General features: G+C 72.9%; 23 protein-coding genes and 2 pseudogenes. 10 read left to right on the top strand and 15 right to left on the bottom strand.

All coding sequences use genetic code 11. The features are described 5' to 3' along the window. Nucleotides 1-80 precede the first annotated feature (80 nt). Nucleotides 81-2,234, bottom strand: coding sequence for a SpoIIE family protein phosphatase (locus ACIRR8_RS12860; protein ID WP_404062839.1), 2,154 nt, complete (start codon nucleotides 2,232-2,234; stop codon nucleotides 81-83). A 247-nt stretch (nucleotides 2,235-2,481) separates the two neighbouring features. Here ACIRR8_RS12860 and ACIRR8_RS12855 point away from each other — a divergent pair, with 247 nt between their 5' ends. Beyond that, nucleotides 2,482-3,567, top strand: a complete 1,086-nt coding sequence (locus tag ACIRR8_RS12855) for an enoyl-CoA hydratase/isomerase family protein (RefSeq protein ID WP_404062837.1) — start codon at nucleotides 2,482-2,484, stop codon at nucleotides 3,565-3,567. Nucleotides 3,568-3,610: 43 nt separating this feature from the next. Here the strand turns inward: ACIRR8_RS12855 and ACIRR8_RS12850 are convergent, their stop codons facing one another. The 7 genes from ACIRR8_RS12850 to ACIRR8_RS12820 all read right to left on the bottom strand — a co-directional run bounded on the left by ACIRR8_RS12850 (nucleotide 3,611) and on the right by ACIRR8_RS12820 (nucleotide 7,634). Beyond that, entirely contained in the window at nucleotides 3,611-3,838 is a 228-nt protein-coding gene (locus ACIRR8_RS12850) for a hypothetical protein (protein ID WP_404062834.1), read from the bottom strand. Nucleotides 3,839-3,912: 74 nt separating this feature from the next. Next, entirely contained in the window at nucleotides 3,913-4,401 is a 489-nt protein-coding gene (locus ACIRR8_RS12845) for a hypothetical protein (protein WP_404062831.1), read from the bottom strand. Between the two features lie 116 nt (nucleotides 4,402-4,517). Beyond that, nucleotides 4,518-5,033: an SRPBCC family protein gene (locus ACIRR8_RS12840; protein WP_404062829.1), complete on the bottom strand. Its 516-nt coding sequence runs from the start codon at nucleotides 5,031-5,033 to the stop codon at nucleotides 4,518-4,520. Between the two features lie 131 nt (nucleotides 5,034-5,164). Next, entirely contained in the window at nucleotides 5,165-5,758 is a 594-nt protein-coding gene (locus ACIRR8_RS12835; RefSeq protein ID WP_404062826.1) for a hypothetical protein, read from the bottom strand. A 52-nt stretch (nucleotides 5,759-5,810) separates the two neighbouring features. Continuing rightward, a complete protein-coding gene (locus ACIRR8_RS12830; protein WP_404062824.1) occupies nucleotides 5,811-6,881 on the bottom strand; it encodes a DUF6286 domain-containing protein in 1,071 nt (356 codons plus the stop codon). Further along, entirely contained in the window at nucleotides 6,878-7,105 is a 228-nt protein-coding gene (locus tag ACIRR8_RS12825) for a hypothetical protein (RefSeq protein WP_404062821.1), read from the bottom strand. The genes ACIRR8_RS12830 and ACIRR8_RS12825 overlap by 4 nt, the downstream gene beginning before the upstream one ends. 4 nt (nucleotides 7,106-7,109) lie before the next feature. Then, the gene (locus ACIRR8_RS12820; protein ID WP_404062818.1) at nucleotides 7,110-7,634 is read right to left on the bottom strand and encodes an Asp23/Gls24 family envelope stress response protein; all 525 of its coding nucleotides are present in this window, start codon (nucleotides 7,632-7,634) and stop codon (nucleotides 7,110-7,112) included. Nucleotides 7,635-7,858: 224 nt separating this feature from the next. On the opposite strand from ACIRR8_RS12820, the gene ACIRR8_RS12815 reads away from it, so the two are divergent. From ACIRR8_RS12815 to ACIRR8_RS12805, 3 genes are read left to right on the top strand one after another with little or no spacing between them, the layout of a single operon-like run. Next, nucleotides 7,859-8,446, top strand: coding sequence for an RNA polymerase sigma factor (locus tag ACIRR8_RS12815; RefSeq protein WP_404062815.1), 588 nt, complete (start codon nucleotides 7,859-7,861; stop codon nucleotides 8,444-8,446). Then, nucleotides 8,437-9,120 carry a hypothetical protein gene (locus ACIRR8_RS12810; RefSeq protein WP_404062812.1) on the top strand — a complete coding sequence of 228 codons (684 nt, stop codon included), beginning with the start codon at nucleotides 8,437-8,439 and terminating at the stop codon, nucleotides 9,118-9,120. Before ACIRR8_RS12815 ends, ACIRR8_RS12810 begins: the two co-directional genes overlap by 10 nt. Next, a complete protein-coding gene (locus tag ACIRR8_RS12805; RefSeq protein ID WP_404062809.1) occupies nucleotides 9,120-9,467 on the top strand; it encodes an Asp23/Gls24 family envelope stress response protein in 348 nt (115 codons plus the stop codon). Before ACIRR8_RS12810 ends, ACIRR8_RS12805 begins: the two co-directional genes overlap by 1 nt. A 62-nt stretch (nucleotides 9,468-9,529) precedes the next feature. Here ACIRR8_RS12805 and ACIRR8_RS12800 read toward each other — a convergent pair whose 3' ends face one another. After that, nucleotides 9,530-10,294 (bottom strand): NADPH-dependent F420 reductase, encoded by a 765-nt coding sequence (locus tag ACIRR8_RS12800; protein WP_404062807.1) that lies wholly within the window; start codon nucleotides 10,292-10,294, stop codon nucleotides 9,530-9,532. Between the two features lie 118 nt (nucleotides 10,295-10,412). Between ACIRR8_RS12800 and ctaD the strand changes: the two genes are divergently transcribed. Then, a complete protein-coding gene (ctaD, locus tag ACIRR8_RS12795) occupies nucleotides 10,413-12,143 on the top strand; it encodes a cytochrome c oxidase subunit I (RefSeq protein ID WP_404062804.1) in 1,731 nt (576 codons plus the stop codon). 44 nt (nucleotides 12,144-12,187) lie between these two features. Then, nucleotides 12,188-12,529, top strand: coding sequence for a hypothetical protein (locus ACIRR8_RS12790; protein ID WP_404062802.1), 342 nt, complete (start codon nucleotides 12,188-12,190; stop codon nucleotides 12,527-12,529). Nucleotides 12,530-12,645: 116 nt separating this feature from the next. Here ACIRR8_RS12790 and ACIRR8_RS12785 read toward each other — a convergent pair whose 3' ends face one another. The 5 genes from ACIRR8_RS12785 to ACIRR8_RS12765 form a co-directional block, all read right to left on the bottom strand. Further along, entirely contained in the window at nucleotides 12,646-14,442 is a 1,797-nt protein-coding gene (locus ACIRR8_RS12785) for an FUSC family protein (protein ID WP_404064285.1), read from the bottom strand. 325 nt (nucleotides 14,443-14,767) lie between these two features. Continuing rightward, entirely contained in the window at nucleotides 14,768-16,381 is a 1,614-nt protein-coding gene (locus ACIRR8_RS12780) for a sigma-70 family RNA polymerase sigma factor (RefSeq protein WP_404062799.1), read from the bottom strand. A 235-nt stretch (nucleotides 16,382-16,616) separates the two neighbouring features. Next, a complete protein-coding gene (locus tag ACIRR8_RS12775) occupies nucleotides 16,617-16,811 on the bottom strand; it encodes an antitoxin (RefSeq protein ID WP_404062797.1) in 195 nt (64 codons plus the stop codon). A gap of 324 nt (nucleotides 16,812-17,135) precedes the next feature. After that, nucleotides 17,136-18,131: an MASE1 domain-containing protein gene (locus ACIRR8_RS12770; protein ID WP_404064282.1), complete on the bottom strand. Its 996-nt coding sequence runs from the start codon at nucleotides 18,129-18,131 to the stop codon at nucleotides 17,136-17,138. Nucleotides 18,132-18,195: 64 nt separating this feature from the next. Beyond that, nucleotides 18,196-19,023, bottom strand: coding sequence for a PP2C family protein-serine/threonine phosphatase (locus tag ACIRR8_RS12765; RefSeq protein ID WP_404062795.1), 828 nt, complete (start codon nucleotides 19,021-19,023; stop codon nucleotides 18,196-18,198). A 141-nt stretch (nucleotides 19,024-19,164) separates the two neighbouring features. Here ACIRR8_RS12765 and ACIRR8_RS12760 point away from each other — a divergent pair, with 141 nt between their 5' ends. From ACIRR8_RS12760 to ACIRR8_RS12745, 4 genes and pseudogenes are all read left to right on the top strand, one after another. Then, a complete protein-coding gene (locus ACIRR8_RS12760; RefSeq protein ID WP_404062792.1) occupies nucleotides 19,165-19,434 on the top strand; it encodes a hypothetical protein in 270 nt (89 codons plus the stop codon). Between the two features lie 57 nt (nucleotides 19,435-19,491). Next, nucleotides 19,492-20,970 carry a polyprenol phosphomannose-dependent alpha 1,6 mannosyltransferase MptB gene (mptB, locus tag ACIRR8_RS12755; RefSeq protein WP_404062790.1) on the top strand — a complete coding sequence of 493 codons (1,479 nt, stop codon included), beginning with the start codon at nucleotides 19,492-19,494 and terminating at the stop codon, nucleotides 20,968-20,970. A 170-nt stretch (nucleotides 20,971-21,140) separates the two neighbouring features. Next, nucleotides 21,141-21,890, top strand: a pseudogene (locus ACIRR8_RS12750) (ATP-binding cassette domain-containing protein); the annotation flags it as partial. A 123-nt stretch (nucleotides 21,891-22,013) separates the two neighbouring features. Further along, nucleotides 22,014-22,755: pseudogene (locus tag ACIRR8_RS12745) on the top strand (ATP-binding cassette domain-containing protein); the annotation flags it as partial. Between the two features lie 219 nt (nucleotides 22,756-22,974). Here ACIRR8_RS12745 and ACIRR8_RS12740 read toward each other — a convergent pair. Further along, complete coding sequence (locus ACIRR8_RS12740) at nucleotides 22,975-23,199, bottom strand: hypothetical protein (protein ID WP_404062787.1); 225 nt, start codon at nucleotides 23,197-23,199, stop codon at nucleotides 22,975-22,977. Nucleotides 23,200-23,254: the final 55 nt, after the last annotated feature.

Genomic DNA, 23,254 nt, shown 5'->3' with positions numbered 1-23,254 from the left:
GCGTCGGGCCGCCCGAGGCGTCGGAGCGAGCCGCCGGTCGAGGGGCGTGCCGCATCGTTGAAGACGATGCGGCACGCCCCTCATCGCTGTCCGGCGGTCGGGGCCTGCTCGACGGCGGCCGGGAGCGGCGCGGTTGCGGGCGGGGGAGCGGGACCGATCTCGCACCAGACGGCCTTGCCCTCGCCGCGGGGTTCGATGCCCCAGCGGTTGGCGACCGCGTCGAGAAGGAGCAGTCCCCGGCCCGAGGTGGAGGTCTCTCCCGGGGTACGCCGACGGGGCCAGGCACTCGACCGGTCCTGCACCGAGAGCCGGATCCGCCGCACGGGCTCGGGCAGCACCTCCAGAGTCAGGACGGCCCCGCCCTCCGTGTGCAGCAGGACGTTCACCAGCAGCTCACCGGTGACCAGTTCGGCGTCGTCGGCGAACTCGGCCATGTCCCAGTCGGCGAGCGCCTGGCGCACGATGGCCCGGGCGTCCGACAGCCCTTCCGGGTCCGCCTGATGGATGTACTGGTGCAGCCGCGGCGCGTGCGAGGACCCGACGTCGGGGCTACGCCGCAGGACCAGGAGCGCCACGTCGTCCCCCGACCCCCAGCGTTCCCAGAGCCGGTCCGAGAGATGGTCGGCCAGCGCCTCGGCGCCCGCGGGCCCCGCGCTCACCTCGTTGCGCAGCGCGTCCACGCCGGTGTCAAGGTCGGCGCCCGGCTCCTCCACCAGCCCGTCCGTGTACAGCACGAACGTCTCGCCGGGCACCAGGTCCAGCCGGGTCTCCGGGTACTCCTCGTCCTGGAACTCCGTGGAGATGCCCAGCGGCAGACCTCCGCGCACCTGCGGGGTGCCGACCCGCCCGTCGGTATGGCGGATCAGCGGTCCGAGGTGCCCGGCCCGGACCACCCGCGCCGCACCCGTCGCCAGGTCGACCTGGGCGTAGGTGCAGGTCGCGAAGCGGTCGGTGTCCAGTTCGGAGAGGAAGCGCGAAGCCCGCGCCAGCACGGTCGCCGGCGGGTGCCCCTCGGCGGCGTACGCGCGCAGGGCGATGCGCAACTGGCCCATGATCGCGGCAGCGTGGGTGTCGTGGCCCTGGACGTCCCCGACGACGAGCCCGTAGCGGTTCTTGGGCAGGGCGATCACGTCGTACCAGTCGCCGCCGACCTGCCGTCCGCTCCACGCGGCGTGGTACCGCACCGCGATCTCGCCGCCCTCGATGTCCTGTATGCGCGGAGGGAGCATCGCGGACTGGAGCTGGGTGGCGAACTCCCGCTCCTCGTCGAAGAGCATCGCCCGCTGGAGCGACTGCGCCACGATGGCCGCGAGACCCAGGCAGAGGATCCGTTCGTCGGCGTTGAAGACCGTGCGCTCCCGGTAGAACAAGGCGAGCCCGCCGAGCGACCTGGCCTGCGCGACGAGCGGCAGATAAGCCGCGGCCCGGAACCTGAGCGTGCCCAGATGCGGCTCAAGGACCGGATACCGACGAGCCAGCGCCGCCAGCGACGTGATGAACCGCGGCCGCCCGCTGCGGATCGCGTCGGCCAGCGGAAGGTTGCGCTCCAGGTCCCCGGAGCCGAGCCCGTCGAGCGCCTCCAGCGACTCGCCGCTCAGCGCCACGATGTTCAGCGCGGAGTTCTCCACGAGCCCCAGAGCCAGTCCGTCCGCCCCCAGCCGCGCCAGCCCGCCCGGACCGGTGAGCGCGGCCGTCACGTCGTCCACGGTCACCGCACGTGACATCGCGCTGGTCGTACGCTCGACGATGTTGGTCTGCCGCTGCCGGCGCTTTTCCAGATCGAGGACGAAGGCCGAATGGGTGACTTCCGCCGTCGCGTCGCGGACGACCCCCACGATCCGGTGGGCCTTCCCGTCCTTCGACCGGAGGATGCGGGCCTGCACATGGGTCCACTGGGTCGTCCCGTCGTCCAGCGGAACCCGGAAGTGAACGTTGTACGAGTTGCCGCCGCCGGTGATGGCCTCGTCGATCGTGACGTCGAGCCGGGCCCGTTCTGCCGGCTCCAGCCGCTCCACCAGCGCACCGGGACGTGAGTCGAAGGTCGCCGGGTCCACGCCGAAGACCGCGAGCCCGGCGTCGTCGATGTCCAGGGTCCGGGCATCGAGGTCCCAGTCGAAGCTCCCGGTCCGGTTCATGGCGAGGCGCTCCGTCGGCCCGATCTCACCGTTGGCTCTCCGGTCGATCCGGCGGAGCGGAGAGGCTTCGGTGTCCCGCCGCCGTTCGTGGTCGGTCAATGCATGCTCCGGAGGTCGTCCGGCGGGGCGCGCGGCGACGCGCCCCGTAGGCCTCAATTGTCGAGGTGCTTCCACCGGAGTGCCACAGCGGAGCACCACCGAAGTTCCCTCGGACCACGCGCCGGATCCCCCGGCCGACCCGCTGTCCGTAGAGCGGCCGCGGGGTCGCAGAATGGCGGGAGCGGACCGTCCGGCGGTGAGGGACGGCCCTCAAGTCTCCACCGTGCCCAGTGAGCGGAGTGCACACATGATCGACGACCGGCCCGTCCTGCTGGAGACCCGAGGGCGCTCCCTGCACATCACCCTGAACCGGCCCCGCGCCATCAACGCCCTCACCCACACCATGGTGCGGCTGCTGGACGAGGCACTCGCCGACGCTGAGCGGGACGAGGCGGTCACCTCGGTCGTCCTGGCCGGAGCGGGCGACCGCGGCCTGTGCGCGGGCGGTGACATCCGGGCCCTCCACGACGACACCCGCGCCGGAGGCCGTGAGTCGCTGGACTTCTGGCGCGACGAGTACCGGCTGAACGCCCGTATCGCCCGGTTCCCCAAGCCGTACGTGGCCCTGATGGACGGCATCGTGATGGGCGGCGGAGTCGGCGTCTCGGCCCACGGGTCGCTCCGGATCGTCACGGAGCGCTCACGTGTGGCCATGCCCGAGACCGGTATCGGCTTCGTCCCCGATGTCGGCGGCACCCACCTGCTGGCCGCCGCCCCCGGCGAGCTGGGCACCCACCTGGCGCTCACCGGCCGTGCCGTCGGACCGGCCGACGCCCTGCTGTGCGGCCTCGCCGACCATTACGTACCCGCGCGGCGCCTGCCGGAGCTCACCGAGGCCCTGGCCACGGCGGCGAGCGCCGAGGAGGTCGCGCGTTGCGTGCAGGCGTTCGCCGAGGAGCCGCCGGCCGGTGAGCTCGCCGCGCAGCGCGACCGGATCGACGCGAGCTACGCGGCGGACACGGTCGAAGAGATCGTCCAGCGGCTCCGGGGCGGCTCCGGCCCAGCAGGGGACGAGGCGCCGGCAGCGGCGTACGACGAACTCGCCGGCAGGTCGCCTCTCGCGCTCAAGGTCACTCTCGCCGCCGTCCGCCGGGCCGCCCGGCTCGACAGCCTGGAAGCCGTCCTCGACCAGGAGTTCCGCGTCTCCGCCCGGATCCGTGAGGAGCCCGACTTCGTGGAAGGCGTCCGCGCGCGGATCATCGACAAGGACGGCAGCCCACAGTGGAAACCGGCCACCCTCGCCGAGGTGGACGACACCGCGGTCGCCCGCTTCTTCGACCCCCTCGGACCGGACGAGCGGGAACTCGGTCTCGCCCCCGGCAAGACACCTTGAGACCGAGCCCCCGCCCGGAAGCCCCCTCCCGGCTTCCTTCCGCCTACCTGTCGCTGCCGGAGAGGCTCGGCTGCAACTCCCGTACCAGCGCGAACAGCCGGTCCTCGTTCCCCGTCAGCCCCGCTCCGCGCAGGGCGCGGTCGGCCTCCCGCATCGGAGAGGTGAGCAGCGGCAGATACAGGGGCGCCTCTTCCGGGTCCGCGAGCGCGGCCCGGGTGGCCTCCAGCAGGCGGACATACGCCTGCGCCGCGGCGAGCTCGTCTTTGTCCATCTCAGCGTCTCCTGGTCGAAGGTGTCGGACCGTCAAGCATCTCCCATGGGTCTGACAACGCCTCTCCGCGCCCGCTACCGCACTCCGGGAACTCCCGCCGGTGGCTCAATCTCCAGATACCGCCGCCGGCGAGGACCCCGGTAGAGCAGCACGGTCCAGCCGAGCCCGCGCAGCACCTCGGCGCACCCGGCCAGCGCCTCCTCCTCGTGGTTCGCGGCACCGCTGCCCGGCGGCCCGGCCCAGTCGACCCGCACCGACCCGGCCGACTCGCCCGTGCGCACCCGGTATCCGGCCGACACCCGCTGCCCCGCCGCGTCGACGGCCGAGGGAGGGGCTCCGGAACTCTCCAGGGCCAACGCGACCGCCCGTACCGGCCGGTTAAGCTCCCACGGCGCAGGCACGTCCTCCGGACGATCCGCCCGCACATCCCCGGTCAGACGGCGGATCTGCAGCAGACCATCGAAGGCGGTCCGCACCGAGGCGGCGCGCGCCTTTGCACTTTCGGTGAGCGGCGGCCCGTCCCCGGTCGCGGGCTCGAACCCGGCGCCCTCCGCACCGCCCATAGGTCTCTCCCCCCCCCGTGCTCCGAGTCCGGATCCCGCGTCCGTGATCCAGTGTGCACCGGGGCACTGACACCGCCCGTCGCGCGGACGGACGGTGCCGTGCGGGCACGGCAGGCTCAGGCGGCTCCCCGGAGGTCCTCCTCCAGGGCGGCCTTCAGGCGTTCGAGGGTGATCCGGATGTTGCCGCGCTGGAACTGCGCGAAGGTCTTGCCCCTCGTCGCGACCCGGTCGAAGCCGTTGGCCAGGAAGTCCGGCCAGGAGCGCCGGTCGTCGGTCCAGGTCTCGGTCACCCGGGTCCCGCCGTCCACCGCTTCGAACCGGTACTCCCAGGTCGCGATGGGCCCGGGCAGGCGTGGCCGCCGGGCGCCGATGGCATGGACCCGGAAGGCGAAGCGCTCGCCCGGATCGGCCGCCGTCACGGTGCACCGGGTCGTCCAGCTCACGCCGCCGCGCTTGTTCCGGCCCTCGAAGACCATCCCGACGTACGCGCTCCGCCGCTCTCCCCGTACGGTGGCCCCGCGGTTCTCGGGGCTCCAACGGCCCATCGCGGTGGGGTCGCTGAGCTGTTCGTACACGTGTGCCGGAGGGGCGTCGATGACGATGCTGTCCGCCACGGACATGGTGCGGGGCATGGAGCGGCTCCTCGTCCACGGTCGTCGTCGGGCCGGATGCGGGATGCGGCGGACCGTGGCGCCGCGTCCCGGGCCCACCTTACTCGCGAGTAGGTGGTGGGGGAGTGGCCTGGAGCACCGGCACCCACGGTTCAGCGTGCGCGCCGCTCCCGCCGGTTCGCGACCCTCACCCGTACGTCGGTCGGCAGAGCGTGTACGCCCGCGCAGCGTCGTGCGTCCGCCACCACGCCGGCGGCGACCTGGCGTACGACCTCCGCGGGCCGGGCCTCCGGCTCGACCACCAGCGTCACCGCGGCCCGCAGCGGCCGGCCCGCCAGGCGTACCCGGGCGTGCGCGACACCGTCGACCGCGGCCGCCTGCGAGGTCATCGCCCGCTCCCATGCCCGCCGCCGCAGCGCCAGCCCGGCGCTCCGCAGGCTCACCCACCGCGGTCCGGACGCCGACACCTGCCCGGCGAACCACCGGATGGACAGTGCCAGTACAAGGACGAGTGCCACGATCACGACAGGGGTCCACCAGCCGTTCTCCCGCACCCGGGCCAGACCATCGCGGTCCAGCAGCACCCCGTCGGCCGCGCGCTCTGACCACCAGTCCGGTACCTCACGTCCCACCGGGCCCAGCCCCGAACCGTCCCCGACGGCCAGCAGAAGTCCGCCGCCCAGCAGGGCGAGGCCGACCGTCCCGAGGACCACCCGGTTCACCGCGCCACGCCCGATCACCGACATGCTCCCCACTTCCTCTCGCCGCCATCGGCCAGGCGGCCGTCCGTCACGCGGCTCACGCTTCCCCACCGTCCCGAAGCCCCTGCGGAGGATCGTGCCGAGCCTTGCTCAGCATCCCGGACGCAGCGGTGTCCACCGGCCGGTCCGCCGCTGCCGGTCCCGCCGGTCCCGACACCGGCTCCGACACCGGCTCCGGCTCCGGCACCGGCTCCGGCACCGAGGAGGCCAGCCACCCCGCCTCCCGCCGCACCCGGACCCGCAACACGGGCGGACGGGCCAGGCCCAGTTCCAGCAGGCCCGCGCCCAGTACCCGTACGGCCTCGGCGTGTACCTCCTCCGGGTCCCCGTACCCCACGGCGGCCCGCACCAGCGCCCGCCGGTGACGCACGCGCACCCGCGCCCCGACGACCCCGGGGACGCCCAGAGCCCGCTCTCGCAGGGTCCGGGCCGCCGCCGTACGGTCCAGGGCCGCCCGTACCTCCGGGGCCGGCGCCGCCATCCGGAGGCGTCGCCGCAGTCCGGGCAGGAGTGCGCACCCCAGCAGCCAGAGGCCCGCGACTGCCGCGACCGCCCCGCCGAGCCGCACCACCGAGTCCGACGGACCGTGGGTCGCCGCCCAGTCGACCACCGTCGTACGCCATCCGGCGGGCGCGCCCCCGAACCTGACCGCGACCACGTCGGCCAGCACCAGTCCGCACGCCACGGCCCCCACGGCAGCCAGCACCGCCGCCGGGACACGCCGTTGCGACCTGATACGGGGGCCGGGGCGGCGGCCCTTGGCGGTGTCCGGGCCCGGGGCCACCTCGACACCCCGAGGAACCACCGGTGCGGGACCCACCGCCAGCGCGTCGACGCGGACCTCGGCGCGGGGCACTGCCAGCCCCGTCAAGGCCGCCGTCCGGAACTCCGCCCGCTCCCGGATCCGCCGCGCGGCCTCGTCGGCCCGCACCGGATACGGCAGCCGCACTCCGACCGCGATCCGCGCGGAGGCCCCGCGCACGTCGGCCGAGCCCCGGACCACCGACCCACCGTCGGGCAGGGCCTCTGCGGCGGCCCGCTCGGCGATCCGCCGGACCGCCCGCGGGGCCACCGTCGTCGTACCGCGCCCGGCGGCGGGAACCGTCACGGCCGCCTCCCGGCCAGCGAGTCGAGGAACTCCCGCAGCCCGGTGCCCCGGTCCACGAGGTGACCGGCCAGCCAGCCCAGCGCGCCGAGCGCGGCGACCACGAGGAACGCCCCGAACCCGCCGAACCAGCCCGCGAACCCCAGCGCCATGCCCGCCGCGGCTCCGACCGTGCCCCGGCCCGGCCCACCGTCCACCAGGCCGGGCCCGTCCACCCTCCGTGTCACGCGATCACGCCACACGGGTCTCGGTGGGAGCGGCCTCGTCGTCGTCCTCGGGCAGGTGCACGTCGTTGACGGTCACGTTGACCTCGACGACCTCCAGGCCCGTCGTCCGCTCCACCGCGGCGATGACGTTCTCACGTACGTCGCGCGCCACATCGGTGATCGGGACGCCGTACTCGACGACGAGATCCAGGTCGATCGCCGTCTGACGCTCGCCCACCTCGACCTTGACGCCCCGTCCGACGTTCGGCCGCCCGCCGGGCACCCGGTCGCGCACCGCGCCGAGCGTGCGCGAGAGCCCGCCGCCCATGTCGTACACGCCCGGGATCTCCCGGGCCGCCATCCCCGCGATCTTCACGACGACGGTGTCCGCGATCGAGGTGCGGCCCCGCGTCGCCGCGGGCTCGGAAGCGCCGGTGGCCCCGCGTCCCACGGTGGTCGTACCGCCGACTCCGGTGCTCGGCTTCGGTCCGCCGGAACCCGGTCCCGTACCCGCGGCGGGGACGGCTGCGGCTGTCTCGGTGCTGGTCATGGAAACTCCTCGCGTATCGCTCGACTCGTAACGCCTGGCATCTCGTTGGACACGCAGTCCGCCGATTCGTCACGCGAGTTCCCGGAATCTTTCCGCTGATCCCTGATCGGTCGGCGCGGTCCGGGCAGTCCGGTGCGTGACGTTCTGCCGTTCCAGGTGTCCAACGGGAAGAAGCGAGCAGACCGAGAGGGTGTCGTGCAACCGACTGAGGGAGGGGCTGGTCCGTGCCCGGCAACGGGAATCAGATGACGGAACGGGCGCCGGAAGGCGTCCGGGCCGACGAGGCGCTGCTGGTCGTACGGGCCGGAGAAGGCGACGAGGAGGCGTTCGAGGCACTGGTGCGGCGGCACAGCCCGGCCATGCTGCAACTCGCGCTGCGGCTCCTGGGCGACCGGGCGGACGCGGAGGACGCCGTTCAGGACGCCTTCGTCAGCGCCTGGCGCAAACTTCCCGAATTCCGCCGGGACGCCTCCTTCCACACCTGGATGCACCGCATCGTCACCAACCGCTGTCTCAACCGGCTCCGGTCCCGCAGACCGTCGGCGGACCTCGACTCGGTGCCCGAGCAGGCCGCCCCGGAACACCAGGCGTCACCCGCCCGCGCCTTCGAGTCACGGGCCGCGGCCGACGCGCTGGCCGAGGCGATGGCGGGCCTGTCGCCCGAACAACGGGTCTGCTGGGTGCTCCGCGAGATGCAGGGACTGTCGTACGAGACCATCGCGGACACGGTCGGAATCAGTCTGCACGCGGTCCGCGGCCGGGTCTTCCGGGCCCGCCGCTACCTGACGGAGGCGATGAGCGCATGGCGATGAGCGCCAACCCCGAACGGCCGGAAGCGAGCCGGTCGCAGGAGATCCGGCCGGAAGAGAGCCGGTACGAAGAGGAGGAGAGGCTCGCCTGCGGGCGCCTGCTGAGCGGTGTCTGGGACGCCGGTGACGCCGGCCGGACAGCCGACGACCCGCACCTCCTCACCTGCCCGCACTGCTCGGCCGCCCTGGCCGAACTCACCGGCCTCGGCGATGCCGTACGCCGTACCTGCGCCGAGGAGCCCGGAGTGCCCGAGGCGGCCACCGCCGCGATCACGGCCCGTGTGATGGACCTTGTACGCCTCGAACTGCGCCCCGGCCGCCCGCTTCCGCTCGGAGAACCGGAGGAGGACCACTGGATCGTCGAGGCGGCGGCCGCACGGCTGCTGCGGGCGGCGGTCGACGCCCTGCCGGGCGTACGCGCCGGGAGCTGCCGGATCGCTCCGCTCGACCCGGCCGACCCGACGGGCCCGGTCCGCGTACGCGTCGAGGTCGCGGCGAGCCTGGACCGGTCACTGCCGGACGTGGCCGACGCCGTACGCGCGCGGATCGCCGCGGTCGCCGACCAGGACATCGGAATCCTGCTCGGCGCGGCGGACGTCCTGGTCGTCGACATCCTGGACGACGAGCACGGCGACGGTGACGACGAACAGAGCTACGGCAGGGGAGGAGCAGCGTGATGACCGCCGACACACTCCGGGACCGGCTCGCGGAAGCGGCGGCCGGGGCCGCTCAGGACGTCCCCGGCGTCGCCTTTCTGAGCCCCGGCGTCGTCGACCTGCTGCTGACGCGCGTGGCCGACCGGGCCCCGCGTCTCGCGGCGGGGTCCGGACCGCGGACGCAGGGGGTGCGGGTGAGCCGGGACGAGGCAGCCGGTGCCTGGCACATCGACATCCGCCTCGTCCTGCGCCGCGGCCACCGGGCCCTCGACGTCACCCGGGCCGTGCACGCCGCGACGCTGGCGGCGGTCCGCGCCGAGCCGGAGGTCGCGGCGCGAGTGACGGTGACCGTGACGGGGGTGGTCTGAGCGGACCGGGCCGCCCGTCCCGCAAACCGCCGGTCCGCCCGCCCCGGAAATCAGGCGCTGGATCAGGCGCGCCACTCAGCCGTGCGCTCCGGCGACGCCTCCGCCAGCGCCTTCACGATCGCGTCCGCGTCGCCCTGGAAGCCGTACACCGGCGTCCCCGGCTGCTGACGCCACGAATCGTCCAGGCCGCCCGCGTCGACCGTGTCGAAACCGAGTTCGTCGACGAGGTCGCGTACGGCCTGCTTGGCCGCCGGGTCGTCGCCGGCCACCGGCAGCGCCTGCCGGCCGGGGGTGCCCTGCGGACGGCCACGGTCCAGGATGTCCTGCGCGTACGTCCCGTTGAAGGCCTTGATCACCGGGTGGCCGATCTGCTGCTCGGTCCACCGGCTCTCCGGCAGCCCGTCCTCGATGGCGGCGATCCGCCCGTCGCGCTGCGGGTAGTAGTTGCCGGTGTCGATGACCGCGACGCCGTCCGCCGCCCCGTCCAGGAACCCGGCGGGCAGGTCGGGTACGGCCTTCAGCGGGACGGTCACGACGACGACACGGGCGTCCCGCGCCGCCTCGGACGCGGCGACAGGCGTGGCTCCGGTCTCCTCGGCCAGGGCCGTCAGGGTCTCGGGGCCGCGGGAGTTGGCGACCGACACGTCATGTCCGAGTGCGGTCAGGCGCCTGGTGAGATTTCCGCCGATGTTGCCCGCGCCGATGATGCCGATCTTCATGGATCCGACCTTCCGGTACTTGCTGAGTGGACAGAGGTGGTTCTGTCGCTCCACCAACTCCGCTGTCCGGTCGGCTATTCCGGACCGGTGCAGTTCGGTGTGGGCCATTTGAGTGTCCTTGCCGGGCGCTCGCACGGGACGGGGAAGGATGTCCCACCGGACCGATCACCGCGGGTCCATCCTGGTCGCCGAGTCCATACGGGCCGTTGACCGAAGGAGCGTCGCAGTGACGACGAGGGGCATCTCGCAACCGGTGGAGACCGGTGCCGCGGAAGAGGACGAACTGCCGGTACGGCGCAAGGAGCCGGGCAACGTCGTCGTCAAGTGGATGACCACCACGGACCACAAGACGATCGGCACGCTCTATCTCACCACCTCTTTCGCCTTCTTCTGCGTCGGAGGACTGCTGGCCCTGGTGATGCGCGCCGAACTGGCGCGGCCCGGAACCCAGCTGATCTCGAACGAACAATTCAATCAAGCGTTCACGATGCACGGCACGATCATGCTGCTGATGTTCGCGACGCCGCTGTTCGCCGGATTCGCCAACTGGATCATGCCGCTGCAGATCGGCGCGCCCGACGTGGCGTTCCCGCGGCTGAACATGTTCGCGTACTGGCTGTACCTCTTCGGCTCGCTCATCGCGGTGGCCGGCTTCCTCACGCCCCAAGGGGCCGCCGACTTCGGCTGGTTCGCCTACGCGCCGCTAAACGATGCCGTTCGCTCGCCGGGCATCGGCGCCGACATGTGGATCATGGGTCTGGCCTTCTCCGGCTTCGGCACGATCCTCGGCTCGGTCAACTTCATCACCACGATCATCTGCATGCGCGCCCCCGGCATGACGATGTTCCGCATGCCGATCTTCACCTGGAACGTCCTGCTGACCGGTGTCCTGGTCCTGCTCGCCTTCCCGGTCCTGGCCGCCGCCCTGCTGGCCCTGGAGGCGGACCGCAAGTTCGGCGCCCACGTCTTCGACGCGGCCAACGGCGGCGCGCTGCTGTGGCAGCACCTCTTCTGGTTCTTCGGACACCCAGAGGTCTACATCATCGCTCTGCCGTTCTTCGGCATCGTCACCGAGATCTTCCCGGTCTTCAGCCGCAAGCCGGTTTTCGGCTATATCGGTCTGGTCGCCGCCACCATCGCCATCGCCGGACTCTCCGCGACCGTGTGGGCGCACCACATGTTCGTCACGGGTGCGGTATTGCTGCCGTTCTTCTCGTTCATGACCTTCCTCATCGCGGTGCCGACCGGTGTGAAGTTCTTCAACTGGATCGGCACGATGTGGAAGGGGTCGATCTCCCTCGAAACCCCGATGCTCTGGTCGATCGGATTCCTGGTCACCTTCCTCTTCGGAGGACTGACCGGCATCATTCTCGCCTCGCCGCCGATGGACTTCCACGTCTCGGACTCGTACTTCGTCGTCGCGCACTTCCATTACGTGGTCTTCGGCACCGTCGTCTTCGCGATGTTCGCCGGATTTCACTTCTGGTGGCCGAAGTTCACCGGCAAGATGCTGGACGAGCGGCTCGGGAAGATCACCTTCTGGACGCTCTTCATCGGTTTCCACGGAACGTTCCTCGTGCAGCACTGGCTCGGTGCCGAAGGAATGCCACGCCGTTACGCCGACTATCTCGCGGCGGACGGATTCACCGCGCTCAACACCATCTCCACCATTTCCTCCTTCGTGCTCGGCCTCTCCCTCCTGCCGTTCTTCCACAACATCTGGAAGACCGCCAAGTACGGCGAGAAGATCCTCGTGGACGATCCGTGGGGCTACGGCCGTTCGCTGGAGTGGGCGACCTCGTGCCCGCCGCCGCGCCACAACTTCGTCACCCTGCCGCGGATCCGCTCCGAATCCCCGGCCTTCGACCTGCACCACCCTTCCCTGCGGGTGATCGACGAGGCCGCCAACCGGCACGACACCTCCGTGACCGTGGCGCCGGGGGACAACCAGGAGTGAGCGCGGCCCGCCCCGAACCGGAGAGTGCGACGAGAGGAGGACGCGTGAACCCCGACAAGGACAGCGCCCGCGGCCTGGCCCAGCTGGAGGGCTACCTGCTGTGGAACGCCGAACTCGACAGGGCGCGAGCGCAGGCGCGCCGCTTCACCGACGAGCTGCCCTGGCTCACCACCGCCCAGCGCGAGGACGTGGAACGCGTCTACCTCACCGACCGGGTCGCCGTCTCCCGCGAATCGCTCACCCGGGTCCGCGACCGCGCGGCCGAACTGCGCGGGGAGTACAGCGCACGCTACGAGCGGCTCCGGGCCCGCTGCGTCGCGCTCTCGGTCGTGGCGGTGGGCGCGGTCACCTGCGTCGGTACGTCGCTGACTCTGCTGCTGCGCTGAGCCGGCCGGGATCCGGTGCGGCCCGGAGGCGGCCGCCCGGATCCCGGCCGCGCGACGGTTGCCGCCCGCCGCCCGGTGGACCACGCGTCGTCCGGGGCCCACCGCCGGACGTCCCGTCAGGCAGGCACGCCGGACCGCCTGGACGCGCGGTGCGCCGCGTCCAGATCGGCCAGCTGCGCCGCGATCCGTTCGGCGTGCGCCGGAGGCAGCGCGGCGGCCGGGTCGTGGAGGTGGACCGCGCAGGCCGTCGTCGTGTCCACGAGGCGCTCCACGGCGCCGGCCACCTCCTCGAACGCGGCCGTACTCCCCGCGACCGGCGGGAGTTCGGCCGCCGAGAGGTCCAGCGCGGCCCGCGCCACGGCGAGCGAGCGGTAGGCGTCGCGGCGCAGCGCCCCGCGCCCCGGGCCGTCCTGAGGGTGGGCCAGTACGTGGCGGAGATACCGGTGCGCCGCCGCCACCGCCGTGTCCACCGCGTCCCGCACCCGGTGGCCCCGCTGTCCGGGCAGCGGCAGATGTCCCGCCAGCAGCACGATCGCGCAGGCCGTCAGCGACTCCACGACCCGGCCCCACGCGGCCTGCGGTTCGCCCGCCAGGAGGACGAGGGAGAGCACCAGCACCGTGACGACCGCCGTCTGGGCGGCGAAGTGCCGGGTGGCGACGGGGATCAGCGCCCCGCACACGGCGACGGCCGCGACGGCCACCAGCGGCTGGGCCACCGACACTCCCGCCACCGACACTCCCGCCACCGACACTCCCGCCACTGATGCTCCTGCCAGCGCGAGGAATCCGGCGAAGACGGCGGCGCCCGCCACCGTCCCCGCGGCCCGGCTCAGCACGCGGGAGACGAGCGGCCCCAGATCCGGCTTCACCAGGAACACCGCCGTCGCCGGCATCCAGTACCAGTGCTCGTGCTCCAGGCCGAGTGCCACCGCCGCACTGATCCCGCAGCACAGCGCCACGCGGAACCCGTACTCCCGCCCCGCCGGCCCGAAAGCCCGGCGCAGCAGCGGAGCGAGCCCGGACCGCCGGCGCGCGGTCCGCAACGACTGGCCGGCCCGGTGGTCGAACGCCTCCGCAGCCGCGAGGAGGGCGTCGTCCAGCGCGCGGAACCCCGCACCGGCCCGTACCGGCGCCGGCAGCGACCCGCAGGGACTTCCCGTACGCACCGCGCGCGCCAGCCGCAGCGGCCCCTCCGCGACCCGGTCGGGCAGCGGCTCACCGGCCCAGGCCAGCGCCGTCGCCGCCTCGGCCAGCGGCAGCGCCGCCGTGTACTGGGCGTGCAGCCGCCGCTCGGCCGCCGAACGCGCCTGCCGCCGCAGCCGGGGCCCGGAGAGCGCGTCCTGCGCCTGGTCGAGTGCGGCCGTGAGCGCCGCCCGCCGGGCCGGAGCCCGTGTACCGCCCGCCGCGCGCAGCAGCTCGGCCACCGCCGCGTACACCGAGGCCACCGCCTCGCGCTCACCGTCGTACCGGTAGGGGCCTGCGGCGGTCCGCCGCCGCGACGGCAGCACCAGCCGCAGGAACAGCGCCCACCCCGCACCTGCCAGGAACAGCAGCGCCCGCTCCCCACCGGACTCCGGCAGCGGCATGCCCGCCCCGACCACCGCCGCGACCAGCAACTGCGTACCGCACGCCGAGGCCACGGGCCCCGTCGAGCTGAGCGCCCCCGCGACCAGCCCCAGCAGACCGAGCAGCACCGGCAGCACGAACGACGCGGCGCCCGGCGGACCGACCGCCGGCAGCGCCGACCCGATCAGCAGCCCGGTTCCACCCGCGAGCGCAGGGATCCCCACCCGCGAGACGGACGAGCGCCGACCGCCCGGCCGGTCGTTGATCCCGGCGAACATCGCCCCCAGCGCAGCCGGAACACCCGCTGTCGGCCGGTCGGCGATGACCGCGAGGAGCAGCGGCAGCATGGCGAGCGCCCCGCGCACCACCGCACCACCGTGGACAGGTCCGCGCTGGGTGCGCAGCACATGGCCGAGCCAGAGCGGCAGCGGCCGTGGCGCGGGAGGGGAAACGGGTGACACCACCGGGCTCCGGTCCACAGGGGGAGGGGGATCCGCCGGGGGACGTCATCGGCCCGGGCGCTGCCACCAGTGTGGATCACCGAGGTGGAGGCGGTGCTTCACCGGCGTTTCCGCCAGGTGAAAGATCACTGCGCGCCCCTGAGGCCATCGCGTGCCCGTAAAGGTCACCGCCGGCTCGTAAAAGGGCACCGGGAAGGCCACCGCATCACCCTCACTGTGTCCCGAACTTCTGCGTCCACACAGGCCCGCCGCCGGAGTCCACCTTTCCGATGCCCATCTCCTTGAACGAGCAGTTCAGAATGTTCGCGCGGTGGCCCGGACTGTTCATCCACGACTCCATCACATCGGCCGGAGTCCGCTGGCCCTTGGCGATGTTCTCGCCGTAGGTGCTCCACCGGTATCCGGCCGCGGTGATCCGGTCGCCCGGGTCGCGGCCGTCCAGCGAGGTGTGGGAGAAGTAGTCCTGGGCCGCCATGTCGGCGGAGTGCCGCCGCGCCGCCGTCGCCAGCAGATCGTTGGAGGTCACCGGCTCGCACCCCTCCTTCGCTCGCTCGGCGTTGACGATCTGGAGGACCTCGCCGTCCTCCGAGGCCGGCGGAGCGGGCGCCGGCGGCGGCGGGGGCTGCGGGGCCGGGGCGGCGGTGCTCGGGGCAGGCGGCCGGGTGCTCTTCGTCGGTGAGGGCTTCGGCTTCGGCTCGGCCGACGGGCTCGCCGACGGCGAGGCGCTGGCCGACGGCGACGCGGACGAGGCCTTGGCCGACGGTGACGCGGTCGTCGGCGTGGGGGAGGGGCCGTCACTCGCGGTGGGGAGGGTCGCGCTCTCGGACGGGACCCCGGCGCTGAGCGTCGTCGCGTCCCGGTCCTCCTCGTCGGTGTACAGGTGCACGGCCGCGCCACCGGTCCCGAGCGCGGCGACGGCGATCACGGCGGCGATGGCCGAGTTGCGGCGCCGCCGCCGTACCTGACCGCGCCGGCGCTCGGCCCGTCCGGCACCGGTGGTGGAGGGCACCGTGAGGTGTGCGGCCGTCGTCAGCAGCTCCGGGGCCACCGCGCCTCCCGCCGCCCCGGCCACCGGGACCAGCGCCAGACCGACCAGCAGCCCCTCCGCCGGTACGAGCCCCGAGCCGTGGCCCGAGCAGACGGTGCAGTCGCGGGCGTGGCGGGCCAGCCGCTTGCGCCACAGGGCCGACGGGATCCCGTCCCAGCCGGCGAGGATGTCCTCCAGCAGCACGCACGGCGGGTCGGCCGCCAGCGCGCCCACCACGACCCGGGCCGCCTCCAGCTGGGCCTTCATCCGCTGCACGCGTACGGCGGTGTGCTGCGGGGTGAGCTCCAGGGCCGCGGCGACCTCGGCCCGGGACAGATGGCCCGCCGTCTCCAGCCACCAGAGCGACAGCAGCGCGCGGTCGTCCTCGTCCAGCCACCGCGTCGCCTCCGCCACCTGGCGCCGCTGGCCGGTCAGCCCGAGCCGGAGAATGGTCAGCTCGACGAAGTCGGCGCGCGGATCGGCCAGATCGAACGTGTCGTCCAGCCGGCCGGCCGAGATTGCGTCCGACTGGCCCTCGCGCCAGTGCCGGCGTATCTCGTTCATGGCGATCGCCACCAGCCAGGAACGGAATCTCTCCGGGTCCCGCAGCTCGGGCAGGCTGCGCAGCATGCGCAGCACCGTCTCCTGGACCACGTCGTCCACGTCCGCGTGCCCGTTCAACGCCCGTCCGACGACGTTGTAGAGCAACGGCAGGTACGACGCGACGAGCCGGTCCTTGGCCTCCTGGTCGCCGTTCCGCGCCGCCGCGATCAAGGCCGTCCCGTGATCCTTGCCCATGCTGTGCTCACTCTTCCGGGGTCCGGTGCTGTCACTTCCCACACTCGGGAGATGCGGTGCGGGCCGGACGATAACAAGAATCGGATAAGCATCCCGGAATTCTTCCGGTCCCTCCCGCGGCCCCTCCCGCGCCCCGGAACATCCGACAAGGCCACACCCGGTCCGTGCGACGGGATGCGACCCGTGGCACGGACCGGGTGTGAGCGGACGGGGCCGGCCGGTCACCGGCGACGGTTCAGGTGCGCGGCGGCCCGTCCTGGTCGCGCTCCGTGCCGAACTGCTGGCGGAGCTTGTCCTGAGCGCCGTCGACCTGGCCGCTGTATTTGCCCTTGGTCCGGTCGTCGACCATGTCTCCGGCCTTGTCGATGCCCTTGCCGGCCTGGTCCTCATGGCCCTTGAGCATCTTCTTGATCTTGTCCAGTGCGGACATGCCTGACCCTCCTCACTCGGCACCCCCCACCCATCAAGGGTCACCGCACGCGGCCCGACTCGCATCCCCGCGCCGGCGCCGAGGAGTCCGCACGGTGGACGCGAGGTGTGAACCCGAGCCGACTGGGCAGATACCGGTCACCTGGAGGAGGTGGTGGCCATGGGCCGCATCCGCATCGTTGTCCGTCGACCCCCGCCCCCGTCCGGGCCGCCCCCGCTCGACCTGCGAACCCCGTCAGGGCGCCCGCTGCCCTACTGAAGGGTTCGCGCCGACGGGTTCGCGTGCCGGATTCGCGAGGCCACCGCCCGGCATCGCGCCGGCCCGTCACCGACCGGAGTACGGCGGCCCGTCGTCGTACCGCGTCGATGGCGGCCCCGGTAGCGGTGCGAGCTGTTCCACCAGCGCTTCCAGCTCCACGACCGCGTTCTCCGTCTCATGGCGGATGTTCTGGTGCTCGGCCACGATCGCCCCGAGCAGCAGCGCCGTGAGTGCCACGCACCCGTTGAGCACGGTGAGGTTGGCCATGATCTCCATGAGCGAGTGGCCCGCGAACGGACCCAGAGCGTCCGTACCGGCGGTGATCGCCAGTACCGACACCACCAGGGCGCACGGCGCGCTGCCGGGCAGCTGGAAACGGAGAGCCGCCCAGATGATCACCGGGAACACCAGGTAGATCATGGAGAGCGAGCTCCGAGTGGAGACGAGCCCCGCCACGACCACCACGCCCGCGAGCAGGCACGCCTCCGGCCACCGGTCGGACAGCCGGGGCCACCGCGCCCGGCTCAGCACCAGCAGTACGGGGGTGACCACGAGGACCCCCATGGCGTCCCCGGCCCACCAGGACGACCAGACCAGCCAGAACCGCCCCGGCGGAACCTTGTCGTCCAGCATCAGCGTCACACTTCCTGCGGTGGCGCTGATCAGCATCCCGGCGAACGCGCCGAGGAAGACCAGACAGACCCCGTCCCGCAGCCGGGCCAGCTCGCTGCGGAAACCGACCCTCCGCAGCAGCGCGTACGCGGCCAGCGGCGCGAGCGTGTTCCCGAGGACGATGCCGAGACGGGACACGGTGAACGCGTCACCGATGGCGGAGACCGTGAAGAGCGCGCCCAGGGCGATGCCCGGCCAGGTCCGGGCGCCGAGGTACAGCAGAGCGGCTAGCGAGATCCCGGTGGGCGGCCAGAGCGGCGTGACCACGGCGCCGTCCACCACCACCTGGCGCGTCAGCCCGAGCCGGCCGGACAGGTAGTAGGCACCGGTCACGCCCAGGATCTGAGCCACGTACACGGCCCGACGTCTGGCTTCCTTGCTGCGGATCACAGCACTCATCAGACACCGGCCGCGCGGAGGAGGCGGCCGGTGACACGCGCCCCGCCGCCTCGCGTCAGCGCGCCCGGGCCGGAGCGTGCCGCAGGACGAGCACCGCCGCGTCGTCCTCGTGGCCCGTCAGCTCCGCGGCCCCGAGGACCCCGTCGGCCAGCGCGTCCGCACTCGCCCCGGCATGTGCGGCGACCAGCCGCCGTACCCGGTCGAGGCCCTCCTCGATCACCAGCGATGGACCCTCGACGACTCCGTCGGTCAGCAGCACGATCGCACCGTCCGCGTCCAGGGTCCGCCGGGTGACGGGATACCTCTCGCCCGTCTGGATGCCCAGCGGCAGGCCCCCCGGGTCCTCCGTGACGCCCGACCGCCCGTCCACGGTCCCCCACACGCTCGCCACGTGCCCGGCCCGCGCGCTGTGCAGCTCCCAGGTGTGCGGGTCCAGCCGCAGGAACGTACAGGTCGCGAAGAGGCCGGAGTCCACCGACAGCAGCAGGTCGTTGGTGCGGCCCATGACCTCACCCGGGTCGGAGACCGTCCCCGCGATCGCCCGCATCGCGATCCGCACCTGGCCCATGAAGGCGGCCGCCTCGACGTCGTGCCCCTGGACGTCGCCGATCGCGAACCCCAGAGCGCCGTCCGCCAGCGCGAACCCGTCGTACCAGTCACCCCCGATGTCCAGCCCGTCACGGGCGGGCGCGTACCGTGCGGCGGACCGGAGGCCGGGAAGCTCGGGAAGGGTCGCCGGAAGCATGTCGCGCTGAAGGGCCTGCGCGAGTTCCACTCTGGCCTGGTGGAATTCCACCTCCCGCCGAGCGCGGGCAGTGAGGCTCTGCAACGTGGTGAGCAGATCCTCGGCGCTCACCGAGCGGGGAGTCCGACGCCGGTTCATGGGCTGCTCCGCGGTGCGTGAGTCCCTGAATCATATGGTGCCCTCCCCGCGGCGGCGACTTCGCCGACGACCGGCCTGCGCCCGTGGCCGGATGGCCCCGCACGCCGGGCCGTTGTCAGTGGCCGGTGGGATGCTGCCTGCATGGACGAGCTGATGAGGCAGCGACGGGTGTACGGCACCGACCACGACGATCCGCACCCCGGCCCGAGGCCGGGCCACGACTACCGGGAGCTGGTCGGCGGCCCGCTCGACGGGCTGCTCCTGGACGTCACCGGCTGGAGCGAGAGCGCCTTGCGCGAGGGCGTCGGGCTGGTCACCGAGATAGGTGCCTACGGACCGGGCGGCCGTGCGGAGTACGCGCCCCGTTCACTCGACGGCCACCACTGGGACTGGCGGGGCGACGTGCGTTAGGACCAGCGGCGGACCGGGGGAGAGGGCGCTGCTCACCGTCCGATAGGTTCTGCGGTCATGTGGGCTTTGAGTGCTGTCGGATACCGTCGGCTGGGTGCGGCCGCCGCCCTGGCGACCGCCGTGGGCGGCTGGATCTCCGGAAAGCTGCCGGCCCACGACCCCTGGGGTCTCTGGACCGGCCACGGCTCCGCCGTGACCACGGCCGCGGCCGTCCTCGCCTACGCCGGACTCACGGTCCTCGTCGTCGCCTGGTGGCAGTACGGCAGAACCGCCTCCTCCGTCCGCGAGACACTCACCACCCTCGCCTGGTGGACCGCCCCGTTCCTGCTCACGCCTCCGCTCTACAGCGCCGACGTCTACAGCTACATCGCGCAGGGCGCGATGGTCGTCGAAGGCCTCGACGTCTACACCCTCGGCCCCTCCAGCCTGGATCCCGCCGGGATCGGCGGTGACGCGGCGGCGAGCGTGGGCAACCACTGGCGTGACACCCCGGCACCGTACGGACCGCTCTTCCTCCTGCTCTCCGCCGCCGTCGCGAAGACGACCGGCGGCACGATCGTCCCCGCCGTCCTGGCGATGCGGCTCATCGCGCTCGCCTCCCTCGTCCTCATCGTCTGGGCCCTGCGGCGGCTGGCCCGGGAGCACGGCATGAGCGAGAGCCGCGCCCTGTGGCTGGGTGCGCTCAATCCGCTGCTGCTGATGCACGTCGTCGCGGGCATGCACAACGACGGCCTGATGATCGGCCTCATGCTGGCCGGCCTCGCGCTCGCGCTGCGCGGCCGCTGGGTGGCCGGCAGCGCGCTGGTCGGGCTCGCGATGATGGTCAAGTCCCCGGCCGCCGTGTCGCTGCTGTTCATCGGCGTGATGGTGCACGCGTCCGCGGCCGGGCCGCAGATCCGGCGGTGGGCCAAGGGGCTTCTCGCGCCCGGCCTCGTCGCCTGCGCCGTCGCCGGTTCGGCGACGGTGGTCAGCGGCACCGGCTTCGGCTGGCTCAGGACCCAGGGCGTCGCGGGCAACATCCACACGGCGCTCTCCGTCGTCAGCGACCTCGGCCTCGGTCTGGGCGAGCTGGGCCGCCTGCTCCTGGGCACCGACCCGGAACCGGTGAAGTCCTTCGTGCAGAACCTCGGCCTGGCGGCGGCGGTCGTCCTGATCCTCGTCCTGGCACGGCGGTCGATGAAGGGCCTCCTGCCACCGGTCCACGCCCTGGGCCTGGGACTGCTGGCGCTGGTCGCGCTCTCGCCGATGGTGCAGCCCTGGTACCTCCTGTGGGGACTGGTGGTCGTGGCCGCCACCCAGCAGTACGGCCGGATCCCCACGGTCCTGATCGTGCTCTCGGCGGCGCTCGTCTACGAGACCCACCCCACGGGCGCCACTCCGCCGTTCGGATTCGCCCTCGCCGGGCTCGCCGCCCTCCTCGCCACCGTCGCCGTACGCCGGTCCCCGTTCCTCCCGGACACCGCATCCGTGCCCGCACCCCGCAGCGGTCCGCTGAAGCCCCCGCTCACCACCGAGGCCCCGCAGGGCACCGCGTAGACAGTCCCTCGACGCCCCACGCGGGCCTCCGGTAGGCTCGTCGCGTCCTGTTGTCGCCGATAGAGGTGGACGTTGCGCATCTGAGGTCCGCGATCATCACGCGGTACGGCCTGGCCCGTACACCGGTCACGACGCTGTCGGCATGCCTGCCGCCCGTGATCTCCGCGTGGATGCGACCTCGGTGCCGAGCCGTCCCCCACCTGCGCAGGGCAGTTCTCCCACCACTCTCCGGTCCCCGAGCCGGGTCGCCGCGTGCTGTTCGCCACGAAGCCCCCCGACCCTCATGCTTCCGACTGCGAGAACACACCATGAGCCATCCCACCGCGCCCAGCGCCTCCGTGGCCCTCTCCGACGTCACCTTCCGGTGGCCTGACGGCACCGGCCCCTTCGACGGCCTCTCCCTCACCGTCCCGCGCGGCCGGACCGGCCTCGTCGGCACCAACGGCACCGGCAAATCGACCCTGCTGCGCCTACTCGCCGGACACCTGCGCCCCACGGAAGGGTCCGTCACCGTGGGCGGAAACCTCGCCTACCTGCCGCAGGACATCACCCTCGACACCGGCCTGCGCGTCGACGCGGCCCTCGGTATCGCCGAACGGCGGACCGCCCTGCGCGCCATCGAATCCGGAGACGTAACGGAGGAGCACTTCGAGACGGTCGGCGACGACTGGGACGTGGAGGAACGCGCCCTGGCCATGCTCGGCTCCCTCGGCCTCTGCGCCGTCGGACTCGACCGCACCGTCGGGCAGCTCTCCGGCGGCGAGACCGTCCTGCTGTGCCTGGCCGCGCTGCTCCTGGAGCGCCCCGACGTCCTGCTGCTCGACGAGCCGACCAACAACCTGGACCTGTTCGCCCGCCGCAGGCTCTACGACGCCGTCGACTCCTGGCGCACCGGCGTCCTGATCGTCGTCAGCCACGACCGGGAGCTGCTGGAGCGCGTCGACCGCATCGCCGAGCTGCGGTCGGGCTCCGTGAGCTGGTACGGAGGCGGCTGGTCCGCCTACCAGGAGGCCCTGGCCACCCAGCAGGAGGCCGCGGGCCGGATGCTGCGTTCCGCCGAGGCCGACGTACGGCGCCAGCGGCGCGAGCTGGAGGAGACCCGGACCAAGGTGGCCCGCCGCCGGCGCCACGACAAGAAGCTCGACGGTCAGCGGAAGGCGCCGCGCATCGTCGCAGGAGAGCGCAAGCGCTCGGCCCAGGAGTCCGGCGACCGGCTGCGCGGGCTGCACGAGGACCGGCTCGACGAGGCCCGCGAGCGCCGGGAGGAGGCCGCCGAAGCCGTCCGCCGGGACGCCGAGATCAAGGTGAGCCTGCCGCACACCGCCGTACCGGCCGGCCGCACCGTCCTGACCGTACGGAATCTGACCCTGCCCTACGGACGGCTGCGCGAGGCCGGCCTCCAGGTGCAGGGCCCCGAACGCATCGCCTTGGTCGGCCGCAACGGGGCGGGCAAGACGACGCTGCTGCGCACCATCACCGGGGAACTCGCACCGAGCGAGGGCGAGGCCACCGCCTCCGTGCCGCTGAAGTTCCTCCCGCAGCGGCTGGACGTCCTCGACGACGCGCTGAGCGTGGCCGACAACGTCGCCCGTACGGCTCCGGGCACGACCGACAACGAGATCCGCTCCCAGCTCGCCCGGTTCCTCTTCAAGGGCGCCCGGGCCGAACAGCCGGCGGGCACCCTCTCGGGCGGCGAACGCTTCCGGGCAGCGCTCGCGGCGACGATGCTCGCCGCCCCGGCCCCGCAGCTGCTCCTGCTGGACGAGCCGACGAACAACCTGGACGTGGCCAGCGTGCGACAGCTCACCAGCGCTCTGGAGGCCTACGAAGGCGCCCTCGTCATCGCCTGCCACGACCTGGCGTTCCTGGAATCCGTGGGCATCAGCCGCTGGATCCTGCTGGAAGACGAGCTGCGGGAGACCGACGCCGAGGGGGTCCGTGAACTCTTCGGCGCCACGGAGTCCACTGCGGCGGGTCCGTCATGAGGCGGGCGGCAGCCTGCGCTCAGGCCGCTTCGTAGCGGTGGGCCCGCCCGCCCCGCCACTCCACCCAGACCGGGTTGTCCAGGATCCGGTCCGCTTCTTCGAGGCCGGCCTCGTTCAGGAACACGATCACGTCGTGGTCGCTGTGGGCCAGCCCGAGTATCTCGTCCCGGCCTTCGTAGTGCACGGTCACCCGGCGGCCGCCCGAAGAGGTCGGCCGGTGGATGACGATCGGGGGATTAGCCATGGGTCCACCCTGCGACGCGCTCCGCACCCGCGCATCCCCGAACGGTCCGCTCCGC

It is taken from the genome of Streptomyces sp. NPDC101178, from assembly GCF_044767965.1.
Lineage (GTDB): Bacteria > Actinomycetota > Actinomycetes > Streptomycetales > Streptomycetaceae > Streptomyces.
Note: the sequence above shows the minus strand (reverse complement) of the source record. Positions and strands in the feature narration are given on the sequence as shown.

What these genes read in the sequence shown, in the direction of transcription:
- ACIRR8_RS12780 (WP_404062799.1), bottom strand. Translation starts at nt 16,381, where the DNA reads ATGGGCAAGGATCACGGGACGGCCTTGATCGCGGCGGCGCGGAACGGC.
- ACIRR8_RS12835 (WP_404062826.1), bottom strand. Translation starts at nt 5,758, where the DNA reads ATGTCGGTGATCGGGCGTGGCGCGGTGAACCGGGTGGTCCTCGGGACG.
- ACIRR8_RS12820 (WP_404062818.1), bottom strand. Translation starts at nt 7,634, where the DNA reads ATGACCAGCACCGAGACAGCCGCAGCCGTCCCCGCCGCGGGTACGGGA.
- ACIRR8_RS12840 (WP_404062829.1), bottom strand. Translation starts at nt 5,033, where the DNA reads ATGCCCCGCACCATGTCCGTGGCGGACAGCATCGTCATCGACGCCCCT.
- ACIRR8_RS12805 (WP_404062809.1), top strand. Translation starts at nt 9,120, where the DNA reads ATGACCGCCGACACACTCCGGGACCGGCTCGCGGAAGCGGCGGCCGGG.
- mptB (WP_404062790.1), top strand. Translation starts at nt 19,492, where the DNA reads ATGTGGGCTTTGAGTGCTGTCGGATACCGTCGGCTGGGTGCGGCCGCC.
- ACIRR8_RS12810 (WP_404062812.1), top strand. Translation starts at nt 8,437, where the DNA reads ATGGCGATGAGCGCCAACCCCGAACGGCCGGAAGCGAGCCGGTCGCAG.
- ACIRR8_RS12800 (WP_404062807.1), bottom strand. Translation starts at nt 10,294, where the DNA reads ATGGCCCACACCGAACTGCACCGGTCCGGAATAGCCGACCGGACAGCG.
- ACIRR8_RS12845 (WP_404062831.1), bottom strand. Translation starts at nt 4,401, where the DNA reads ATGGGCGGTGCGGAGGGCGCCGGGTTCGAGCCCGCGACCGGGGACGGG.
- ACIRR8_RS12785 (WP_404064285.1), bottom strand. Translation starts at nt 14,442, where the DNA reads ATGCTGCCGCTGCTCCTCGCGGTCATCGCCGACCGGCCGACAGCGGGT.
- ACIRR8_RS12760 (WP_404062792.1), top strand. Translation starts at nt 19,165, where the DNA reads ATGGACGAGCTGATGAGGCAGCGACGGGTGTACGGCACCGACCACGAC.
- ACIRR8_RS12775 (WP_404062797.1), bottom strand. Translation starts at nt 16,811, where the DNA reads ATGTCCGCACTGGACAAGATCAAGAAGATGCTCAAGGGCCATGAGGAC.
- ACIRR8_RS12740 (WP_404062787.1), bottom strand. Translation starts at nt 23,199, where the DNA reads ATGGCTAATCCCCCGATCGTCATCCACCGGCCGACCTCTTCGGGCGGC.
- ACIRR8_RS12765 (WP_404062795.1), bottom strand. Translation starts at nt 19,023, where the DNA reads ATGAACCGGCGTCGGACTCCCCGCTCGGTGAGCGCCGAGGATCTGCTC.
- ACIRR8_RS12855 (WP_404062837.1), top strand. Translation starts at nt 2,482, where the DNA reads ATGATCGACGACCGGCCCGTCCTGCTGGAGACCCGAGGGCGCTCCCTG.
- ACIRR8_RS12850 (WP_404062834.1), bottom strand. Translation starts at nt 3,838, where the DNA reads ATGGACAAAGACGAGCTCGCCGCGGCGCAGGCGTATGTCCGCCTGCTG.